This is a genomic window from Arthrobacter sp. TJ-270 (genome assembly GCF_058269075.1).
On sequence record NZ_JBZCNB010000001.1, the window covers coordinates 416,155 to 435,653 of the forward strand.

Here is a 19,499-nt window from a genome sequence, read left to right on the forward strand (position 1 = left end):
GTTGGATTTTTGAGTGTAATCCACGTTACGTTTCGTAAATGTTCGGTATTCGCCAATCGCTGCGACTTTTCCTGAGCGCCCGAAAGCGCTGGGGCCAATGGTGCGACCCCAGCGCTTTCGATCATCCAGCGAAGGCGGGTGGTACGGGAGCGGTTAGGCTACCGCCCAGTCCCAAAAGTTCCACCAGATCCCAACGAGGCCGGGGTTGAAGGTCAAACCCTGGACCTGCTCATCGGCTGCGTTGATGCCGATGGACTGGAAGAAGGGCAAGCCGTAGCCGGTTTCAAAGAGGCGGGTGTCAACGGTGGTCATCAGTTCCTGCTGTTCGGCAGGGTCTGTGGTGACAATCAGCTCGTCCATAGCCGCCTGAGCCTCTTCGTCGCAGAAGCCGTTGAAGTTGGAGGCCGAGTCGCAGCCGTAAAGCTGCGGTACGCCGCTCACACCGACGCCGGGGCTGACCCAGCCGAAGATGGTTGCATCGTAGGTTCCGCCGCCGAGGGCTGCGCCCCACTCGTTGCCGGGGAGGCCGCCGTTTACGACCTTGAAGCCGGCCTGCTCAGCACTTTCCGCGATCAGCGTGTAGGCGTCAACACGGTTCGGGTTATCCGCGTTGTACATGATGCGCACCTCAGGTGTTGCACCGGCGAGCAGTTCCTTTGCCTTTTCGATGTCAGGCTCAGCGAATTCTTCTGATCCGTTCACCTGCACCGCGGCCTCATAGCCCTCGGTACCGATGTCGAAGATCTGCGAGTTGCGAGGCTCGGCATCAGGATCCAGTGGACCGATCACCGACGAAACGATTGAGTCCCGGGGAATGGTGTGCATGAAGGCACGGCGTACGTTCTCATCCTCGAAGACGCCCGAGTAGTTCAGGTCGATGTGGTCGAAGGAAAGTTCTTCGCCCTCAAGGATCTGTACTCCGTCGATGGCTTCAAGTGAGCTGAGGGTGTCTGCCGATGCCTGAGGCTGAATGATGTCAACCTCACCGTTCTGCAGCGCCTGAACCTGTGCATTGGCGTCCGCGATGTAGCGGATGGTGATCTCGTCCAGCGCAGGCTCGGGGCCCCAGGCGTAGTCCTCGTTGCGGACCAGTGTCATGGACTGGTCAGGAACCATGTCCTGAACGATGTACGGTCCGCTCGACAGGTACAGCGCCGGGTCGGACGGCAGGGTGGTGGTGTCGAATGCTGTGTTCCAGTACTCGGCTACGGCCTGGAGCTCGGGGCGATCCTCCGGGTTCTCGGGATCCCCGGCGGGAGCAGTCTGGAGGAGTTCAACGAGGGCGTCCTCGTCGGCCAGTCCGCCACCGGTAGCAACAACATGCGCCGGAGTGTCGAGGACATCGAAGGCAATTTCGTAGTCAGCGTACGGTTCGGAGTATTCGAGGGTCAGCGTGCGGCCGTCTTCGCTGATCTCGGGCAGCGAAGTCAGTCCGAGACCGCTGGTGTCACCGGCGTATGCAAAGTAGGTGGTGCCCGTCTCAGCCTCGGCGTCTTCGTCATCGAAGTATCCGGACTGGATGGCCCAGGACAGAAGGAGGTCGCCGGCGTCGATGGGCTCGCCATCCGACCAGGCGACGCCCTCGTTCACGGTGTACTCCACCGTGAGCGGATCTTCCGAGGTCACCTCGTACGTGCCGAAATCTTCATTGCGGACGACCTCGAGCGCGTCGTTCACGTAGTAGAAGCTGCCATGGGTCAGGTAACTGACCTTGCCGTTGATATCGACGTTGCCGGTGGCACTGTCAGAGTTGAACGAGGTAAACGGGTTGACCTCGGCAACGGTTACCGCACCGCCAGATGCTTCGCCCCCGCCCCCCGTCCCAGGGTCTTCGCCGCCGCCACTCTCGGCGCAGGCGCTCAATGCAAGCGCAGCGATTGCAGCTACACCTACGGCTTTGGAAGTACGTCCGAAACGCATTCCGCCTCCTTGTTTCATGTTGTGGAAGATGTCCTTCATGGTTTTACAAAGGACTGACACGCACTTCGATGATTGAAAGTGGCGTGCCTCACATGAAAAGAAGCATAGGCCGATTTTGTTACTGTCAGGTATCAAACGCGAATGGCGAATATGGTTGTTACCGAGATGCAACCAAATTTGACCAACGGAGCACCGCGAAGCAACGGGACTGATAACGGCGTTCCACAGGAGCGGGCCGGAGGGTTGGGTTCGGACCTCAACGTTGAAGCGGAACTTCACCACGTCCCGCCACTCAGAAACGCATGGCTCGCCAGAGGTTCTCCAGGTCGAGTCAGTCCACGACTGCGGCCGCGACGCACCCGAAGCCGGTGGTGGTCGCGGTGGTGGCGGCCCAAATCATCCGAACCGGCCAAGCACGGACCGGATCGGCGGACCGTACTGGAGCGGAGGACGGCGGCGGGCGGCTGGAAGCACGGCGCCAGGGCCATTGGCAGCACTACCGCTCCGGTATCAGCACCTTGGAGAAGACCGTGGCGCCGTTGGCGTTCCGCAGGCTTACGGTGAAAGTGTCGTCCTCCAATTGGACATGCCCGAAGAATTGGTTCTCGCCATTGCGCGGTGATTCGCCGGGGAAGCGTCCGGCCTTGGAAAACACCACCTCGGGGCCGAAGGTACCGTCCATTGCACTGGGCCCGAACGAACCTGCGGCGATCGGCCCTGCCACGAATTCCCAGAACGGGTCGAAATCGGTGAACGCGGCTCGTGCGGGCGAGTAATGATGTGCGGCGCAGTAATGCACGTCGGCGGTCAGCCAGATCACGTTCTTCACCCGGTTCCGCTTGAATGCGCTCAGCACCCCCGCGATCTCCAGTTCCTTGCCCAACGGAGCACCGTGATCCCGGTTGGCGAGGCTCTCCTGGTTCACCGGACCGTCGGGCACGATGATGCCCAGCGGCAGGTCCGCGGCGATCACCTTCCAGGTGGCCTTTGACTTCGTCACCTCGCGGATGAGCCAGTCCACCTGCTCCTGCCCCAGGATGTTGGTGGCGTAGGGTTCCTTGCCGTCGGTGTTGGGAGACTTGAAGGTGCGCATGTCCAGGCAGAAAACGTCCAGCTGCGGGCCGCGGTTGATCTTCCGGTAGATGCGGGCGGGCTGGTACTGGCCTGCGTCGTCGAACTTCCCCGGCCTCCACAACGTGGCACTGTCGGTGATGGGCATGTTCTCCTGCCATGCCTGCCGCCCGCGTGCTGCCAGGGTGTTGACGTCCCGGACCGTGTAGCGGGGATCGTCCAGGATTTCGCCGGGGTACCAGTTATTGGTGGTCTCGTGGTCATCCCAGTTGGCGATCACAGGCACGTCGGCAAACATGGCGCGCATGTTGGCGTCCATCGAGTTGTACCGGTGCCGGCCACGGTATTCAGTGAGAGTTTCGGCCACCTTGGACACCTCCTCCGTGACGAGGTTCTTCCATACCTGCCCGTCCTTCTCCACCACGGTCTCGGCCAGAGGCCCGTCCGCGTACACGGTGTCGCCGGAATGGATGAAGAAGTCCGGGCGCGTTTGGTGCATAGCCCGGTAGCCGCGCATCCCGCCGATCTCCTCATTGATGCCCCAGCCCTGGCCGGCCGTGTCACCGGTCCAGACAAAGCTCTGTGCGGACGACGCCGGCACTTCTCCTCCGTTGCTCCCTCCACCGGTGCGGCCCTTGCGGTTGTACGTCCCGGCGTCGGGGGCCGTGCGGAAGGATCCCCGAACCGTCTCGCCGGCAGCGCCGCCGTCGTCCTCAAAGCTGATCTCCAGAGCAAAGCGCGTGTTGGACGGCAGGTTGCCCGCGTGGATCTTGGTTGTGAAGTCGGAGGCCTGGGTGGCGCGGGGCCCCCGCAGGGTGCGCTCAAACGCACCGCGGCCGCGAAGGACCTCGCCGCCGTCGTTCACTGCGCGCAGGACCGCTGTCATCTGGCCGGCACCCGACGAACGCGACCACAACACCGCCGAGGCCGAGGTGACGTCGCCAGTAGCGATGCCACTGGGCAGTGTGAGTCGGTTGCGGACCAGCGCTACGCCGGCGGGGGACCGGGTGGGTGCTGCGGCGTTTGCCGCGGCGGGAACGGAGGCCAGAGCGGCAGCCAGGACTGAGCCCTTGACGAGGGTACGGCGAGAGATGCCAGCACGGGAGTTGGAAGTCATTTCCTCAGGGTTTCGCCCCCCGGAGCATGGACTCTTTCCTGCAGGTGAATGACCGGTAAGCCCGGGTTGAACAGTAGGGCGGACCCCGCTGTGGCCAGCGTCATGGGGCCGATGGTGTTGGGGTCGAGGTTGCTTGCTAGCAGCACGATCCCGGACACTTCGCCTGGGCATTGACCCACAGCTCGTGCCGAGACCTCTGCGGTCTGGTTGACCGGTCGAGCTTAGGGACTTTCCCGCAGCTGAGCAGAGCGACCTGGAACGCCCGATTCGTTCAACCAGACATTGGACTGGAATTTAGCTATACATTGAAGCGGAATTCCACCACATCGCCGTCGGACATGATGTATTCCTTGCCCTCTATCCGGACCTTGCCGCGGGACTTGGCTTCCGCCATGGAGCCTGCCGCCACCAGCGCCTCGAAGGAGACAACTTCGGCCTTAATGAAGCCGCGCTGGAAGTCGGAATGGATGACGCCGGCGGCTTCGGGTGCGGTTGCCCCCTTCCGGATGGTCCAGGCGCGCGCTTCCTTCGGTCCGGCCGTGAGGTACGTCTGCAGTCCGAGCGTGTGGAAACCGACACGGGCGAGCTGATCGAGCCCGGACTCTTCCTGTCCGTTCATCTCGAGCATTTCCCGTGCTTCCTCGGGATCCAGCTCCACCAGGTCGGCTTCGAGCTTGGCGTCGAGGAAGATGCAGTCCGCGGGTGCGACCAGGGCCGCCAACTCGCTCTGACGCTCGGCGTTACCGAGCACCGAGTCATCGGCATTGAAGACATAGATGAAGGGCTTGGCCGTGAGCAGGCTGAGCTCCCTGAGGTGTTCCATCTCCAGCTTGTCGCTGGCGACCGACGAGAAGATGGTGTCGCCTCGTTCAAGAACTGCCTGAGCTGCCAGCATCGCGGAGAGCTGCGCAGCTTCGCGCTTCTTGATCTTCACTTCCTTCTCCACGCGCGGGATGGCCTTCTCCAGCGTCTGCAGGTCGGCGAGGATCAGTTCGGTGTTGATCGTCTCCATATCCGACACAGGATTCACTGCACCGTCGACGTGCACTACGTCGGGGTCATCAAAGACACGCACTACCTGGGCGATCGCCTCTGCTTCACGGATATTGGCGAGGAACTGGTTGCCGAGACCTTCACCTTCCGAAGCTCCCTTGACGATGCCGGCGATATCCACGAAGGACACCGTCGCGGGCAGCACCCGCTGGGAGCTAAACAGCTCAGCAAGCTGCCCAAGCCGCGGGTCCGGCAGGTTCACGACTCCAACGTTGGGCTCGATCGTTGCGAACGGGTAGTTCGCGGCCAGGACAGTGTTCCTGGTGAGCGCGTTGAAGAGAGTTGATTTGCCGACGTTGGGCAGTCCGACGATGCCAATAGTAAGAGCCACGGGAGAACAGTCTACCGTCGCATGGCCTGAGCGCGACGCGGCTCCTGACAACATCGGCGTTAGCCGGAATTGTCAGAGGCACCTGACATGGTGGAGCCATGGACGGAAACACTCTTTTTCCCGTGGTGCTCGCCGCAGTGCTGGGCCTGGTAATCGGTGCGGGCATCGCCGTTGTGCTCCTGCGTCCAGTCCTCTCCGGGCTCCGGAGTGAACTGGACGACGCCGGCTCGCGCCTGGGCAATACGGTCTCTGCCCGCGCGGCCGCGGAGGCAGAGAACCGGCTCCTTCACATACAGAACCGGCAGCTCCTTGAACAGTCAGGCCAGGACCAGTCGGTACTGCGTGCCATCGCACCGCTGGCCGACAAACTCGGGCAGGTCCAAGCGCATGTGGGTCAGCTCGAACGTGAGCGGGCACAGCAGTTCGGGCAGCTCGCCCAGCAGTTGCAGGAGGCTCAGCTTTCCGACTCGAAGCTTTTGTCGACCACCCATTCGCTGGCTTCCGCCCTCCGCAGCACCACAACTCGCGGGCAGTGGGGAGAAGTGCAGTTGAGGCGGATTGTCGAGGCCGCCGGGATGCTCCCCCGTGTGGATTTCTACGAGCAGGCTACCCTCACCATCGCTTCCCGGGACGGCTCTTCGAACAGCGCACGCCCCGACATGATCATCCAACTACCGGGAAACAAGCAGATAGTTGTGGATTCGAAGGTGCCGCTGGACGCCTATCTGCAGGCCCAATCCTGTTCTTCGACGGAAGATCATGAGCGTGCCGGTCTGGAGGAGGCGCGCCGCAGGGAATTCCTGTCCCAGCACGTCAAGGCAGTTCGTGCCCATGTGGATGCCCTTGCGCGGAAGAAATACTGGGAGGGCACGGACAACTCCCCCGATCTGGTGGTGTGCTTCATTCCACTGGAGTCGGTCCTGTCCAGTGCGCTGCAAACGGATCCCGCATTGTTGGACTACGCCTTCGCGCGCAACGTGGTGCTGGCCTCGCCCGTGTCGTTGCTCGCCATCCTGAAAGGCGTCGCCTTCAGCTGGCGCCAGGACGTTCTTACGGAAAACGCGAAGGAACTGTACGACCTCTCGCGGGAGCTGTATGAACGGCTCGGCACCATGGGCTCGCACATCACCCGTCTCGGCAGTTCGCTCAAGAGCTCGGTGGAGAAGTACAACTCCTTCGTGGGCACGCTGGAGTCCCGGGTGCTTCCTACGGCTCGCCGGATCAGTGCGTTCGAGCCTGGTGAGAGTGATGCCGGGCTCACAACCAAGGCCGTCGAGACGACTCCCCGCCTGCTCAGCGCGCCGGAACTTATCGACACCGAATCGGAAAACGAACGCGTGGAAAGGTCCGCGTGAGCAAAGCCCGCGCCGGGGATCAGTTCAGGAGGTCAGGCGCTGCCCGCGTCCACCCAGCCCGCTGGAGGGATCCCCCATGGCTTTGAGCGCCGCACGGATTTCTTTCGGCAGCGAGAAGATGATGTCTTCCTCAGCCGTCACCACTTCTTCGACGTCCGCGTATCCATAGTCGGCGAGCAGTCTCAAAACATCCTGTACCAGGTTCTCCGGAACGGACGCGCCGGATGTAACGCCGACTGTTGAAACTCCTTCGAACCAGGATTCATCCACTTCGTTGGCGAAGTCCACCCGGTGTGAAGCCGATGCGCCGTACTCGAGCGCTACTTCGACCAGCCGCACTGAGTTGGACGAGTTCGCCGACCCCACCACAATGACGAGGTCAGCGTCGGGTGCAATCTTCTTGATCGCCGCCTGACGGTTGGAGGTGGCGTAACAGATGTCGTCGCTGGGAGGATCCTGCAGCGTCGGAAACCGTTCCTTCAACAGCGCCACCGTCTCCATCGTTTCGTCAACGCTGAGTGTGGTCTGCGAGAGCCAAATCACCCTGTCAGGATCACGGACAATGACCTTGTCCACATCTTCGGGCCCATTCACAATCTGGATATGGTCGGGGGCTTCTCCAGCGGTCCCTTCCACTTCCTCGTGACCGTCATGACCGATCAGCAGGATGTCGAAATCGTCCCGTGCGAATCGCACTGCCTCACGGTGGACCTTCGTCACTAGCGGGCACGTCGCGTCGATGGTCCGCAGATTCCGCTCCTCCGCAGAGCGAACCACTGCCGGGGAGACACCGTGCGCCGAGAACACGACAAGTGCTCCTTCGGGAACCTCGTCGTTCTCTTCGACAAAGATCGCACCCTTCCCTTCCAGCGTGGACACCACGTGGAGGTTATGGACAATCTGCTTGCGCACGTATACCGGCGGGCCGTAATGGGCCAGCGCCTTCTCGACGGCGATGACTGCGCGGTCAACTCCCGCACAGTATCCGCGGGGCGCTGCCAGGAGGACCCTGCGCGGTCCGGCAACCGGCGCGGCAGCGTGCACTTCTTCCGGTGAGCGACGCTTGCGGGGCACCGAGGGCATGGGTACCGATACAGCTGTGGTGGACATATCTCCATGCTAACGGCCCAGACACGCCGGTTCGGCGGGGGCGGGCAGCTGTCCGCTGAGAGCCGAGGGGATGCGGCGGGTCAGCGGGGTTGGTGACCTACCTGCGTGAGCCGATCAACAGCCGGCCGACGATGCCTGCAACCATCAGCAGTATCCCGGCAGCTGAGGCGGCAAGGCACCATTCCTGGAAGTCGCTGACTGCGCGCGCAATGAACACGTCCCTGAAAGTATCCGCCACGTCGACTCCCCCAGTGCCCTGGTTCGCCAACTCTGGCCCGAAGCCGGCGGCGAGCCACCACCCGGCTCCGACAAGCAGAACTCCGAGACCGAGGACGGCGAGCGCAGTGCTGCGACGGCGCGCCAGGGCGAGCGCAAGCAGTGCACCCACCAAGGAGGCGATTGCCAGCGCCGGCCACAGCTCTGCGGCCGTTTCGGCCCGATCCACGAGGTCGAACTGGTCCGTGTCGCCGACTTCCAGAAGCGTCTGCTTGGATGCGGGGACGTCGATGCCGAATTGACCACCAATTTCAGCAGTCATCAGCTCTACGAGCGGCGTGACATCAAAAATGAAAAGCGGGGAAGACCCGGGCTCGTTCGTTGTTTGCCCCTCGTCCGTGAAGGTGATGGCATGCGACCGGCGGAGTGTCTCCTGCCACGCCTCATCGAACTCGGGCTGTTGGGTGATGCCTTCCATTACGTCCCTCAGGAGGGGCTGGACCATGTCGGTCATTCCGAAAGGCAGTTCAACCCCGGCAGCTGCCTCTTCGGACATTGTTTCAGCGAGTGCGCCGGTGAATTCCGCGTCATCGGCGAGAGGCGCGGCGAGATCCACAAACCCCTCTTCAGCGACCACGTTGAAAGCGATCCAGGCGCTGGGCAGGGCCACAGCGCCGAGCACCAAGGCAAATAGGACGAAGAAGGCCGAGGCGGCTGTTCTCATCAGCTCCCGCTCCTTTGATCGACGGTCCTACGATTATGCCTGCAGGATTCATGCGTGTGCAGGAACCCCGGCCGCGAACCTTTTCGCGGTGTTCTGCTCCTGCACATCGGCGCATCCGGTACCGCCGATGTCAGGGGCACCTGATAAACATTAACCAGTAGAGCAGGTTGTATCGGGAGGATGCGGTAATTCATGAACCACGACGGCGCGCAACAGGGCACCGTGGTCGCAGCTGACCCGCCCGGCCCTGGCGATCCCTCTACCCTTCCGGAGACGGCGGCTGAAACTTCCGCTGATCATCCCTGGCCGCTTCACGTGCTCTCCGAGAAGCTGAAGGCCCACATCGAGCGGGCCCCTGCCGCCTGGGTCGAAGGACAGGTCATCGAGCTCAATAAGCGGGGGACAATGTGCTTCGTCACCCTGCGCGATGTCGACGCCGAGATTTCCCTGTCGCTGACCGTTTGGGGCAGTGTCATGGATCGTCTTGCTATGCCGCTGGAGCGTGGTTCCCGGGTTGTCGCCCGGCTGAAGGCGGACTTCTGGGTCAAGACCGGACGCCTGTCGATGCAGGCGTGGGACATCCGTCCCGTCGGCCTGGGGGATCTGCTCGCGCGGATCGAACGTCTTCGCCAGGCGCTTGCAGCTGAAGGACTCTTCGCAGCTCACCGCAAACGTCCGCTTCCGGCTCTGCCGCATCGAATCGGGCTCATTACGGGGCGGGATTCGGACGCCGAAAATGACGTTCTCCGGAACGCGCGCCTGCGCTGGCCCGCCGTGGAGTTTGAGATTCGCCAGGTCGCCGTTCAGGGAGTGAACGCTGTCGCGCAGATCCGCTCGGCACTGGCGGAACTTGATCGGATGCCGGAAGTCGATGTCATCATCATCGCCCGCGGCGGCGGGTCCCTGGAGGACCTTCTTGCCTTCAGCAACGAGGACCTCGTGCGGGCTGTATCGGCGGCCACCACGCCCGTAGTCAGCGCGATCGGCCACGAGGCCGATCATCCACTGCTGGACGACGTCGCAGACCTCCGGGCGTCCACCCCCACGGACGCCGCAAAACGGGTTGTGCCCGATGTCACCGAAGAACTGCAGCGTATCCGCCAGGCGCGGGCGCAGCTTTCACGCTGCGTGGACCAGCTCATGGCGCGCGAAACGGAGCGGCTGGCGCATCTGCGGTCGCGTCCCGTCCTTGCCCAACCCGCCGGAATGGTGAGCGTCCGTCATGAGGACCTCGTACGGCTCCGCAACCGCAGCACCATGGCAATAGAGGGCGCAGTCGCCAGGGAAGCTGATCGCGTGTCCCACCTTCGCGCGCACGTGCGGTCGCTCTCACCCCAGAACACCCTCGACCGCGGATATGCGGTGGTACAGAACGAGCACGGCGAAGTGGTGAGGAGCCCTGATCAGGCGCCTCCGGAGTCTCTGTTGGCCATCAGGGTTGCCGGCGGAAGACTTAGCGCCCGATCGGAATCGATCCCGGGATCATCCCAGAGTAAGGACCAGATATGACCGAGAACGCGACGAACGTCACCCCTCCCGCCACAGAAGTGGCAGACCTGAGCTACGAGGAGGCGCGCGAACAGCTGGTCAAAGTAGTGAGCCAGCTGGAGGCGGGCGGAGTCAGCCTTGAGCAGTCACTTGCGCTGTGGGAACGCGGCGAGTCTCTCGCCGACCATTGCGAACAATGGCTCGAGGGAGCCCGAAAGCGCCTCGCCGCAGCGCGGGACCAGACCGAGCCCCAGGGCACGCCGCAGGACTGAATGTCCCTCAGGTAGCCGCTAGCTTGGCTTTCTCAGCGGCCACGTCGAACGTGGCTTTCGGCCAACTGAGCTGCATGTCGGCAAGGGTATCGGTCAGTAACTGCTGGACGGCTATCCGCGCGTACCACTTGTGATCCGCGGGCACCACGAACCACGGCGCGTCCGGGGTGCTCGTCTGTTCGATGGCTATCTGGTAGGCGTGCTGGTATTCATCCCACAGAGCGCGCTCGGCCAGGTCGCCCGGGTTGTACTTCCAGTGCTTGTCCTTGCGTTCCAGCCGCTTGGCCAAACGTTCCTTCTGCTCGTCCTTGCTCAGGTGGAGCATCACCTTGATCACACGGGTTCCGGAATTCTGGAGGCCTGCCTCAAATTCCCGGATTTGCCCATACCGTTCCTCAAGAACCGCCGGCTCGGCGAGCTTGCGCACTCTGTGGATCAGGACGTCTTCATAGTGCGACCGGTCAAAAACACCGATCATTCCGGGGCCGGGTAGCTCCCTCCGCACCCGCCAGAGGAAGTCGTGTCTATTCTCCTCCTCGGTGGGAGCCTTGAAGGCGTGATGCTGAACCCCCTGCGGATCCACGGCCCCCACGACGTGTCGGACAATTCCGCCCTTGCCCGCGGTGTCCATGGCTTGCAGGATCAACAGCACAGAAATCGCACTGCCGAAACGGCTCTCCGCGAAGAGCTTCTCCTGCAATTCGGACAGCTCCTTCGTGCCCGCAGCTAGCCGTGCCTTCCCGTCCTGCTTCCCACCATCGAATCCCGGCGTGGAAGCAGGATCGATGAGCGCAAGGTCGATATCAGGCCCTGCGAGAAGCAACTTGGTGGGAGAAACGCTGAATTCGGGAACAACGTGCATGGGTCCTCCTCGTTGAGATGCGCTTAGGGTGCCGGTCAGGGCTTGTACGTGCTGAGGAACTCCGCGAGGCGACCGATCGCGTCCTCAATGTCCTTGACGCTCGGCAGTGTAACCATGCGGAAGTGATCCGGATTGATCCAGTTGAACGCAGTGCCGTGCGAAATCAGGATTTTCTGCTGCTTAAGCAGGTCCAGCGCGAACTGCTCATCGTTCTTGATCGGGTAGACCTCTGGATCAAGTCGCGGGAAGAGATACAGTGCGCCCTGCGCCAGTTCACAGGAAACTCCCGGGATGGCGTTGAGCAACTCGTAGGCCTTGTCCCGCTGCTCACGGAGCCGTCCTCCCGGCAGGATGAGGTCATTGATGCTCTGGTACCCGCCGAGAGCAGTCTGAATAGCGTGCTGCGCGGGCACATTAGCGCAAAGACGCATGTTCGCCAGCAGGTTGATGCCCTCAATGTAGTCCGCAGCACGATGCTTGGGCCCGGAGATGGCCATCCAGCCGCTACGGAAACCCGCGATGCGATAAGCCTTGGACAATCCACTGAAGGTCAGGCAAAGGACGTCGTCGCCAGTCACCGACGCGGCGTTCACATGGACGGCGTCGTCGTACAGGATCTTCTCGTAGATCTCGTCCGCGAAGATGATGAGGTCGTGGCGGCGGGCAAGGTCCACAATCTGCTCGATCACCGAGCGAGGGTACACGGCACCCGTGGGATTGTTCGGGTTGATCAGTACGATGCCCCGGGTCTGCGGGTTGATCTTCGACTCGATGTCCTCGACGTCCGGCCACCAGGAATTGCTCTCGTCACACAGGTAATGCACTGCGGTTCCGCCGGCCAGGCTGACTGATGCTGTCCAGAGCGGGTAGTCCGGCGTCGGTACCAGGACCTCTTCCCCGTTATTCAGAAGCGCCTGCAGGGACAGCGTGATCAGCTCGCTGACGCCGTTCCCGAGGTAGACGTCGTCAACATCGATGTTCTGGATTGCGCGGCTTTGGTAGTACTGGACCACTGCGGTGCGCGCAGAGAAGATCCCGCGCGAATCGCTGTAGCCCTGCGCCTTCGGGAGGTGGCGGATCATGTCGACGAGGATTGCATCGGGCGCCTCGAAACCGAACGGCGCCGGATTGCCGATATTCAGCTTCAGGATGCGGTGGCCTTCCGCTTCCATGCGCTTGGCATGCTCAAGCAGCGGCCCCCGGATGTCGTAGAGGACGTTATGCAGCTTGTCTGATTGCTTGAAATCGGCCATTAACAAAGAATGCCATAGCCCGGGCCCGCCCCCTCACATTGTGATCAAGGCAACGGGACTGGCCCGGGCTGCAGGATGCTACTCGCCGGCCAAGCCGTTTTCCTCAAGCCAGTCAGCAGCGGCGTCGGCGGGGTTGCGCTTTTCGTCGCCGCTCACTTCGCGGTTGAGGTCAATCAGGTCCTCCGTGGTGAGCATGCTGGAGACCTCATTGAGAACCGCCCGCGCATCTTCACCAACGGTGTCCAGGTTAACGAGAGGAACGACCTGCTGTGCGATGAAGTTGTTCGCGGGGTCTTCCAGCACTACAAGGTCGTTATCAGCAATCGACGGCGTGGTGGTGTAGATGTCGGCGACCTGGATGGTGTCGTTCAGCAGTGCTTCGAGCGTCACTGCGCCACCGCCGTCGTTGATTGCCTCGAAGGACTTCGGAACGCAGTCGTAATTTTCCTGCAGGCCGGGCAGGCCATACGCGCGCTCGGCGAAGGTGCTCGGTGCACCGATGACGAGTTCGTCACAGACGGCAGCCATGTCCTCGATTGAGGCCAGTCCATACTCCTCAGCCGTGGCAGCGGTGACCACCATGGCGTCCTTGTTCTCGGCTGACGAGGCTTCCAGTACGCCCAGGTTCGCGTCCGGCGAGTTGGCAGCCAGCGCGTCAGGCAGCGCCGCCATGATGTCTTCAGCTGATTCAGCGGTCGCTTCCGGATCGGCGAAGAGGAGCAGATTGCCGCTGTAGTCGGGGACAATATCGACTGATCCGTCGACGACGGCGGTGAAGTAGATCTCGCGCGAACCGATGTTGAGCTGGGTGTCAGCTTCGATGCCCGCTCCGTTGAGCGCGCCGGCATAAATCTCGGCGACTATCTGGCTTTCAGGGAAGTCGGCCGAGCCGACAGTCAGTGGTCCACTGCTGCTGCCCCCGGTTGCTTCAGTCTCGGTTCCCCCCTGTGGGTCTGAATTCGCACCGCAGCCTGTCATGGCAAGCGCCACGGACAACCCGGCGGTCATCCCGAGTAGGCCGCGCCGGAAGCTGCGCATAGATGTTGTGATCATGGTGTTCCTCCTTGTGAACTGACGTGGGCTTCCTGCCCACCGGTCTTTGTCGGTTCCGCCGGTACTCGGGATGTCCGCAGGCCCGGCGATACAGCAAATCGTTGAAGCAGCGCCATAACGCCGTCGACGGCGATGGCGACGACGGCGATCACCACGGCGCCCCCGAAAAGGCGTCCGTTGTCACGCAGCTGGGTGCCCTCGATGAGGAAGACCCCCAACCCTCCGAGGTTGATGAAGGCGACGACGGCGGCGGTTGCCACGACCTGCAGCACAGCTGCGCGAAAACCGCCGAGAATCACCTGTAGTCCATTCGGCAATTCAACCCGGAACAGCACTTGCAGTTCAGTCATACCCATGCTGCGGGCTGCGTCCACTACCGCCGGGTTCACCGAGGAAATTCCGGCGTACACCCCCGCGAGGATGGGGGGAATCGCGAGCAGCACGAGCGCCCAAATGGGCGGCATCAGTCCGAGGCCCGCAAGTAGTACGAAGAGAATCAGCATGCCGAGTGTAGGGAGCGCGCGCAGGATTCCGACGCCCGAGACTATGACGATCCGGCCCCTGCCGGTGTGCCCTACCAACATGCCGATCGGCACTGCGATGGCGGCGGCGATCAGAATAGTGAGTCCGGTATAGCCCAGGTGTTCGACGATCCGGACCGGGATTCCCCTCGCTCCGCTCCAGTTCGGTGGGAAGGTGAGCCACTCGTACATCTGGATAAGGAGATTGCTGCTCGAGTAATCCATCAGGTGACTTTTCCTGCCCGTGAGGCGTCAGCCGCGAGGTTCGCGTCATTCGTCAGGGCCATTGGACCGGGCGTCTTCACCGTGCGCGTCCAGGGTGTAAGCATCCGTTCGAGCAGCACCAGCAGCAGGTCCATGATCAGGGCCAGCACCAGCGTCACCACGATCCCGATCACGATCGGCGTCGGGAAGGATCGGAACAGACCGTCAGTGAACAGTGTTCCGAGACTCGGAATGCCGATCAGGGCTCCCACACTGACCAGCGATATGTTGGTCACCGAAATGACCCGCAGACCTGCAAACAGGACGGGCACGGATAGCGGGAGATCCACGGTGAGGAAACGGCGCAGCGGCGTGAACCCCATCGCTACCGCGGCCTGACGGACGCCGTCGTCAATTGAGTTGAGCGCATCCAGGGTTGAGCGAACCAGCAGCGCCACTGCGTAGATGGTCAGCGCGACGATGACGTTCACCATGTCGAGGACCCGCGTGCCGAGAATCAGCGGCAGCAGGACGAACATCGCCAGCGAAGGCACGGTATACAGCAGGGCGGAAGTTGTGAGTATCACTCCCCCAAGCGGTTTGTTGAGCCTTGCTGCCTGCGCCACGGGAACGGCGATGGCAACACCGAACACCAAGGGAAGGATCGCCTGGATCAGGTGGTATCCCGTCAGCTCCGCGATGTAGGAGAAGTTGTCGATGAACCACTCCACGTCAGACCGCCGTGTTGTGGTCGGCGCGACCGCGGTTCAGGCGTGCTTCCTCAATGAGCTCAAGCACCTCGGCCGCCTGGACCGCCCCGAGCACCCGGCCGTCGTCATCGACGGTCACGCCGAGCCCGGATGGCGCTGACAACGCGGCATCGAGGGCCCTGCGCAGCGAGTCGCCGCGCCGGTAGAGGGACCCGCCGGGCACGAGGTCGCCGGCCGAGCGAATGCTGTGGCGCATGGCCTGCGGCACCCACCCCTGTGGACGTCCGTCGTCGTCTACAGCCAGCGTCCATGAGGAATCAACTGTGACGCTCGAATCCCCGAGCCTGCTCACCCTCACGGTTTCGACCGGGTGGACGGGCACGCTGTCGCCGGGCTGGAAAGACAGGCGGCGGAAACCGCGGTCCCTGCCGACGAAGCCGGCCACGAAATCATCCACCGGCGCGCGCAGGATTTCTTCGGGCGCCGCGTACTGGGCCAGCCGCCCGCCCGTGGCGAAGACTGCAACCTTGTCACCGAGCACGGTCGCTTCGTCGATGTCATGGGTGACGAAGACGATAGTTTTGGCTAGATCGCGCTGGAGCCGCAGCAGTTCCTCCTGCAGTTCGTGACGCACCACCGGGTCGACGGCGCTGAAGGGCTCGTCCATCAGCAGGATCGGCGGGTCTGCCGCGAGCGCGCGTGCCACCCCTACACGCTGCTGCTGACCGCCTGACAACTGTCCCGGGTACCGCTTCCCCAACGCCGGAGCCAGCCCGACGACATCCAGGAGTTCAGCCGCGCGCTTCCCCGCGGTCGACTTCGGCACGCCATTCAGCCGGGGCACGGTCATGATGTTGTCCAGCACGGTGCGGTGCGGCAGCAGGCCGGAAGACTGCATGACGTATCCCATGGAACGCCGCAGCTCCGAAGCGCGCTGCCGCCCGATGTCCTGACCGTCGACGATGATCGAGCCGGAGGTAGGCTCCACCATGCGGTTGATCATCCGCAGGGACGTGGTCTTGCCGCAGCCTGAGGGGCCCACGAGGACCGTGATCGCTCCGCGATCGATGTCCATGCTGAGATCCTCGACGGCAGCGGCCCCACTGCCATAGTGCTTTGAGACGTTGCGGAACTGAATCATCGCCTTGGAGTTCGGGCTGCCCTCGACAGGGACCGAAGTTTCGCCAGTCATGGAAGTTATACCTTTCATCGACGTCAGGTTCGGCCGCGTGGCCGCTCCGTAGCGATCCTGTGCGCCCGGCAGGTTCGAAACGCTCAGCGGGGCCATCGTCCTGTCGAGTCTAGCTAGGCGTTCGTTCCGCACAAGCGCATGTATGGCCCGGATCTGAACTTTGTCTCGAATCGTTAGCACGGAACCGGTTCACGCCTTTCCCAGGCCGTTGGTGGAGGCAGCGCGGGCGATCCTCATCCCTCCAAAAATCGGTTGCGGTAGTCCTTGGCCATGACAGCCTCCTTCGCCATGCGGTGGAAGGACCGTCCGTACCGGCGCTGCTCCGCGACGCTTTGCCGCCGGTGAAGACTGGCCAGTTCGCGCTGCATCTTGCGATAGCTGAGCCAGCGGCGCTCCTCGAGTTCGCCGGCGTCGAGCGCGGCCCGGACAGCACACCCCGGCTCAGCATCGTGGGCACAATCGTTGAATCGGCAGCCCGCGAACAGTGCCTCTATATCGCCGAAGACCACCTCCAGCCCTTCCTCGGCGTCCCACAGGGCGAACCCTCGGACGCCCGGCGTGTCCAACAGGACAGAGCCCGCGCCGAGCGGAATGAGTTCCCGCGCCGTCGTTGTATGCCGCCCCTTTCCATCACCCGCTCGCACCTCTCCGGTGCTCTGGGCATGGAACCCGACGAGCGCGTTGATCAGCGTCGACTTACCCGCCCCGGATGGACCGATCAGCGCCAGCGTGGTCCCGATGCCAATCCGCGCCCGCAGTGCGTCCAGGCCGTCACCTGCCTCGGCGGACGTAGTGAAGACTCCCACCCCGCGGGCACGCTCGACGGTCTGGGCCACGACTTCATCGAACCGGGTGCTCAGATCGGCTTTCGTCAGGATGACAATCGGCACCGCGCCGGAGTCCCAGGCGGCAACCAGGGTTCGCTCCAGCCGGTTGGCCGAGAGTGGACGGTCGATCGGGACCGCCACCCCGACAAGGTCGATGTTGACGCCGAGAATCTGAGGTTCGGACAGCGGATCGTGCGCTTTCTTGCGCTGCAGAGTCGAGTAGCGCGGCAGGATTCCGACGACGGAGGGCGGCGACGCGCCGTCGTCGTTGTTGCGTGCGAGCGCCACCCAGTCGCCGGTCACAACTGTGCCGTCGGTCTCCACGTGCAGCGGACCGCTGCCCGTGGTGAGCAGTACCCGTCCGCGGTCGGCTCGGACTACGCGGGCGGGTTCCAGGTGCTTGTTTTCGGATGGTGGGTTTTCAGATGTTGGGACGGTCGGTGGAAAAGAAAGGGAGAAGAGACCGCGGATGCGGTCGGTGAATCCGTACTCGGCAAGAGTGTTCAAGGGGAAGTCCTCAGGCAAGGCCTCCGCCCGTCTTGAAGAACCGCAGGAAACGGGGTCAGTGTGATCGCAGGCGGGAGGCGGGGGTTACGAAGAAAGTTGTCGTGCATGCAGTTGTCGTGCATGCAGTTGTTGGGCAAAGCGCAGCAACAAGAACCGTGTTCATAACGTCACCCCCTCCGGCGCCAAAGGCGATCAGATCGAGTGCCCGGCTGGTCTGGGCCTCGAACGGAAGAGTTTTATAGTAGCGCCCGGCTGGGACTTTGATAAGAGAGGCGGATCGCTTTATCCACGAGGTCCACGCGGCTCAGCGAGGGCACGTCGGCCAGCGGAATCCACGCCGCTTCATCGGTGGACCCGTCAAGTTCATGGACGAGCCGGCCTGAGACGGCATGCGCACGGTAGACGATCCGCAGCGCATGCAGGGGCCGGCCCGATTGGTTCAGGCGGTCCTCCGGACGGATGTGCAGGCTGTCCACCCCCAGGAGCTCATCGAGTTGGACGACGTAGCCGGTCTCCTCGAGTACCTCACGGACTGCGGCGGTCGGGGCGTCCTCGCCCAGCTCGAGCCCGCCACCGGGCAGCGTCCAGCCCTTCCGTCCGTGCTCATTCCAGTGCGCCAGCAGGATCATTCCATCCCTTACGACGACGGCGTACGCACCTACCCGGGTATCCCACTCCTGCGCCATGAAAGCCAGTCTAGACGCGGGTTACAGGCCGCCGGTTCGCAGCAGGTAGTCCACGCCGTAGACAGGATCCGCGGTGAGGAACCGCACCTCACCGAATCCGTCCTGCGCCAGCCCCTCAATCAGAAGTTCCTGCAGTTTCGACTGATGAACAGCAAGACCGCCGCCGATGATGACGGGTCCATGGATGCCGAGAACAGAGGCGACGTCGTTCACCAGCCCGCACAGATGGCGTGCGCCGTTCTCGATGATCCGTTGCGCGACATCATCTCCCGCCTCGGCCGCCTTGAAGACCAGATGCGCCTGCCCGGCCCAGTAGCGTCTGCCCGATGCTCCGTGGAACTGGGCAATGAGCTCTTCAGGGCGCTGCACCCCGTTTGACTGCAGGACAGACTCACCCAGAATGCCGAGCGGCTCTGCGCGGTTGAATCGATGGAGCGTGGCCCGCACCGCTTCCCTTCCCACCCAGTAGCCGCTGCCCTCGTCGCCGAGCAGGTATCCCCAGCCTCCGGAACGTGCCTGGCGACCTTCGCTGTCCACCCCCCAGGCCACGGATCCGGTGCCTGCGATCACCGCAATGCCGGTTGAGGCAGCGCCCGCAGCGAGAATCAGACGCGTGTCATGGACTACGTCGATCCGGGCGTTCGGCGTCTGCCGTCCGATCAACCGGCGCAGGGCGTCGGCGTCGTCGTCGGTGTCCACGCCGCCGGACCCAGCCACCACGCGGTCTATCTCACCGCCCAGCGCGGTGAAGAGTTCAGCTAGGTTCCGGGCAGCTTCCTCCGGCGTGACGTTCTGGACATTGGCGCTTCCGCTCTTCGCTTCGGCAACCACTTCCCCCGCACTCCACCGCACCCCATGGGTCTTGGTGCCGCCGATATCAAGACCGACGACGTCGGCGGCACCTTCCGACGCTGCAGCGCCCTGTGCACTGTCCGGATTCCCAGGATCGCGATTCGAGGTATTCCCGTGCGGAATGTTTGCCATGAGCACAAGGTTACGCACCCGCCGGTAGGCTGGAGGAATCCCG

The 19,499-nt window shown here is 63.0% G+C and carries 17 protein-coding genes; 3 read left to right on the plus strand and 14 right to left on the minus strand.

Going from position 1 to position 19,499, the window contains the following annotated elements; all coding sequences use genetic code 11:
• Positions 1-153: 153 nt before the first annotated feature.
• The 3 genes from AC4D2M_RS01945 to ychF form a co-directional block, all read right to left on the minus strand.
• Positions 154-1,920: an ABC transporter family substrate-binding protein gene (locus AC4D2M_RS01945; RefSeq protein ID WP_490889523.1), complete on the minus strand. Its 1,767-nt coding sequence runs from the start codon at positions 1,918-1,920 to the stop codon at positions 154-156.
• A 496-nt stretch (positions 1,921-2,416) separates the two neighbouring features.
• A complete protein-coding gene (locus AC4D2M_RS01950) occupies positions 2,417-4,108 on the minus strand; it encodes an alkaline phosphatase D family protein (protein ID WP_490889525.1) in 1,692 nt (563 codons plus the stop codon).
• Between the two features lie 298 nt (positions 4,109-4,406).
• Positions 4,407-5,492: a redox-regulated ATPase YchF gene (gene ychF / locus AC4D2M_RS01955; protein ID WP_490889527.1), complete on the minus strand. Its 1,086-nt coding sequence runs from the start codon at positions 5,490-5,492 to the stop codon at positions 4,407-4,409.
• A gap of 98 nt (positions 5,493-5,590) precedes the next feature.
• Here ychF and AC4D2M_RS01960 point away from each other — a divergent pair, with 98 nt between their 5' ends.
• Positions 5,591-6,847 (plus strand): DNA recombination protein RmuC, encoded by a 1,257-nt coding sequence (locus AC4D2M_RS01960; RefSeq protein WP_490889528.1) that lies wholly within the window; start codon positions 5,591-5,593, stop codon positions 6,845-6,847.
• 24 nt (positions 6,848-6,871) lie between these two features.
• Here AC4D2M_RS01960 and AC4D2M_RS01965 read toward each other — a convergent pair whose 3' ends face one another.
• Both AC4D2M_RS01965 and AC4D2M_RS01970 read right to left on the minus strand, forming a co-directional pair.
• Positions 6,872-7,957 carry a 4-hydroxy-3-methylbut-2-enyl diphosphate reductase gene (locus tag AC4D2M_RS01965; RefSeq protein ID WP_490889529.1) on the minus strand — a complete coding sequence of 362 codons (1,086 nt, stop codon included), beginning with the start codon at positions 7,955-7,957 and terminating at the stop codon, positions 6,872-6,874.
• A gap of 97 nt (positions 7,958-8,054) precedes the next feature.
• On the minus strand, positions 8,055-8,897 hold the full coding sequence (locus AC4D2M_RS01970) for a hypothetical protein (protein WP_490889531.1): 843 nt from the start codon (positions 8,895-8,897) through the stop codon (positions 8,055-8,057).
• 192 nt (positions 8,898-9,089) lie between these two features.
• Here AC4D2M_RS01970 and xseA point away from each other — a divergent pair, with 192 nt between their 5' ends.
• Positions 9,090-10,406 (plus strand): exodeoxyribonuclease VII large subunit, encoded by a 1,317-nt coding sequence (xseA, locus tag AC4D2M_RS01975; protein WP_490889533.1) that lies wholly within the window; start codon positions 9,090-9,092, stop codon positions 10,404-10,406.
• Positions 10,403-10,657, plus strand: coding sequence for an exodeoxyribonuclease VII small subunit (locus tag AC4D2M_RS01980; protein WP_490889534.1), 255 nt, complete (start codon positions 10,403-10,405; stop codon positions 10,655-10,657). The genes xseA and AC4D2M_RS01980 overlap by 4 nt, the downstream gene beginning before the upstream one ends.
• A gap of 7 nt (positions 10,658-10,664) precedes the next feature.
• On the opposite strand, the gene AC4D2M_RS01985 is transcribed toward AC4D2M_RS01980, so the two are convergent.
• The 9 genes from AC4D2M_RS01985 to AC4D2M_RS02025 all read right to left on the minus strand — a co-directional run bounded on the left by AC4D2M_RS01985 (position 10,665) and on the right by AC4D2M_RS02025 (position 19,456).
• The gene (locus tag AC4D2M_RS01985; protein WP_490889535.1) at positions 10,665-11,519 is read right to left on the minus strand and encodes a polyphosphate kinase 2 family protein; all 855 of its coding nucleotides are present in this window, start codon (positions 11,517-11,519) and stop codon (positions 10,665-10,667) included.
• 35 nt (positions 11,520-11,554) lie between these two features.
• A complete protein-coding gene (locus AC4D2M_RS01990) occupies positions 11,555-12,772 on the minus strand; it encodes a pyridoxal phosphate-dependent aminotransferase (RefSeq protein ID WP_490889536.1) in 1,218 nt (405 codons plus the stop codon).
• A 78-nt stretch (positions 12,773-12,850) separates the two neighbouring features.
• Positions 12,851-13,825, minus strand: coding sequence for an ABC transporter substrate-binding protein (locus tag AC4D2M_RS01995; protein WP_490889537.1), 975 nt, complete (start codon positions 13,823-13,825; stop codon positions 12,851-12,853).
• Positions 13,822-14,571, minus strand: a complete 750-nt coding sequence (locus AC4D2M_RS02000) for an ABC transporter permease (RefSeq protein WP_490889538.1) — start codon at positions 14,569-14,571, stop codon at positions 13,822-13,824. The genes AC4D2M_RS01995 and AC4D2M_RS02000 overlap by 4 nt, the downstream gene beginning before the upstream one ends.
• Positions 14,571-15,281 carry an ABC transporter permease gene (locus AC4D2M_RS02005; protein ID WP_490889539.1) on the minus strand — a complete coding sequence of 237 codons (711 nt, stop codon included), beginning with the start codon at positions 15,279-15,281 and terminating at the stop codon, positions 14,571-14,573. Before AC4D2M_RS02005 ends, AC4D2M_RS02000 begins: the two co-directional genes overlap by 1 nt.
• A 1-nt stretch (position 15,282) precedes the next feature.
• Positions 15,283-16,452: an ABC transporter ATP-binding protein gene (locus AC4D2M_RS02010; RefSeq protein ID WP_490889540.1), complete on the minus strand. Its 1,170-nt coding sequence runs from the start codon at positions 16,450-16,452 to the stop codon at positions 15,283-15,285.
• Between the two features lie 233 nt (positions 16,453-16,685).
• Complete coding sequence (gene rsgA, locus AC4D2M_RS02015; protein WP_490889541.1) at positions 16,686-17,786, minus strand: ribosome small subunit-dependent GTPase A; 1,101 nt, start codon at positions 17,784-17,786, stop codon at positions 16,686-16,688.
• 236 nt (positions 17,787-18,022) lie between these two features.
• A complete protein-coding gene (locus AC4D2M_RS02020; RefSeq protein WP_490889542.1) occupies positions 18,023-18,472 on the minus strand; it encodes an NUDIX hydrolase in 450 nt (149 codons plus the stop codon).
• A gap of 21 nt (positions 18,473-18,493) precedes the next feature.
• Positions 18,494-19,456 carry an N-acetylglucosamine kinase gene (locus AC4D2M_RS02025; protein ID WP_490889543.1) on the minus strand — a complete coding sequence of 321 codons (963 nt, stop codon included), beginning with the start codon at positions 19,454-19,456 and terminating at the stop codon, positions 18,494-18,496.
• Positions 19,457-19,499 lie beyond the last annotated feature (43 nt).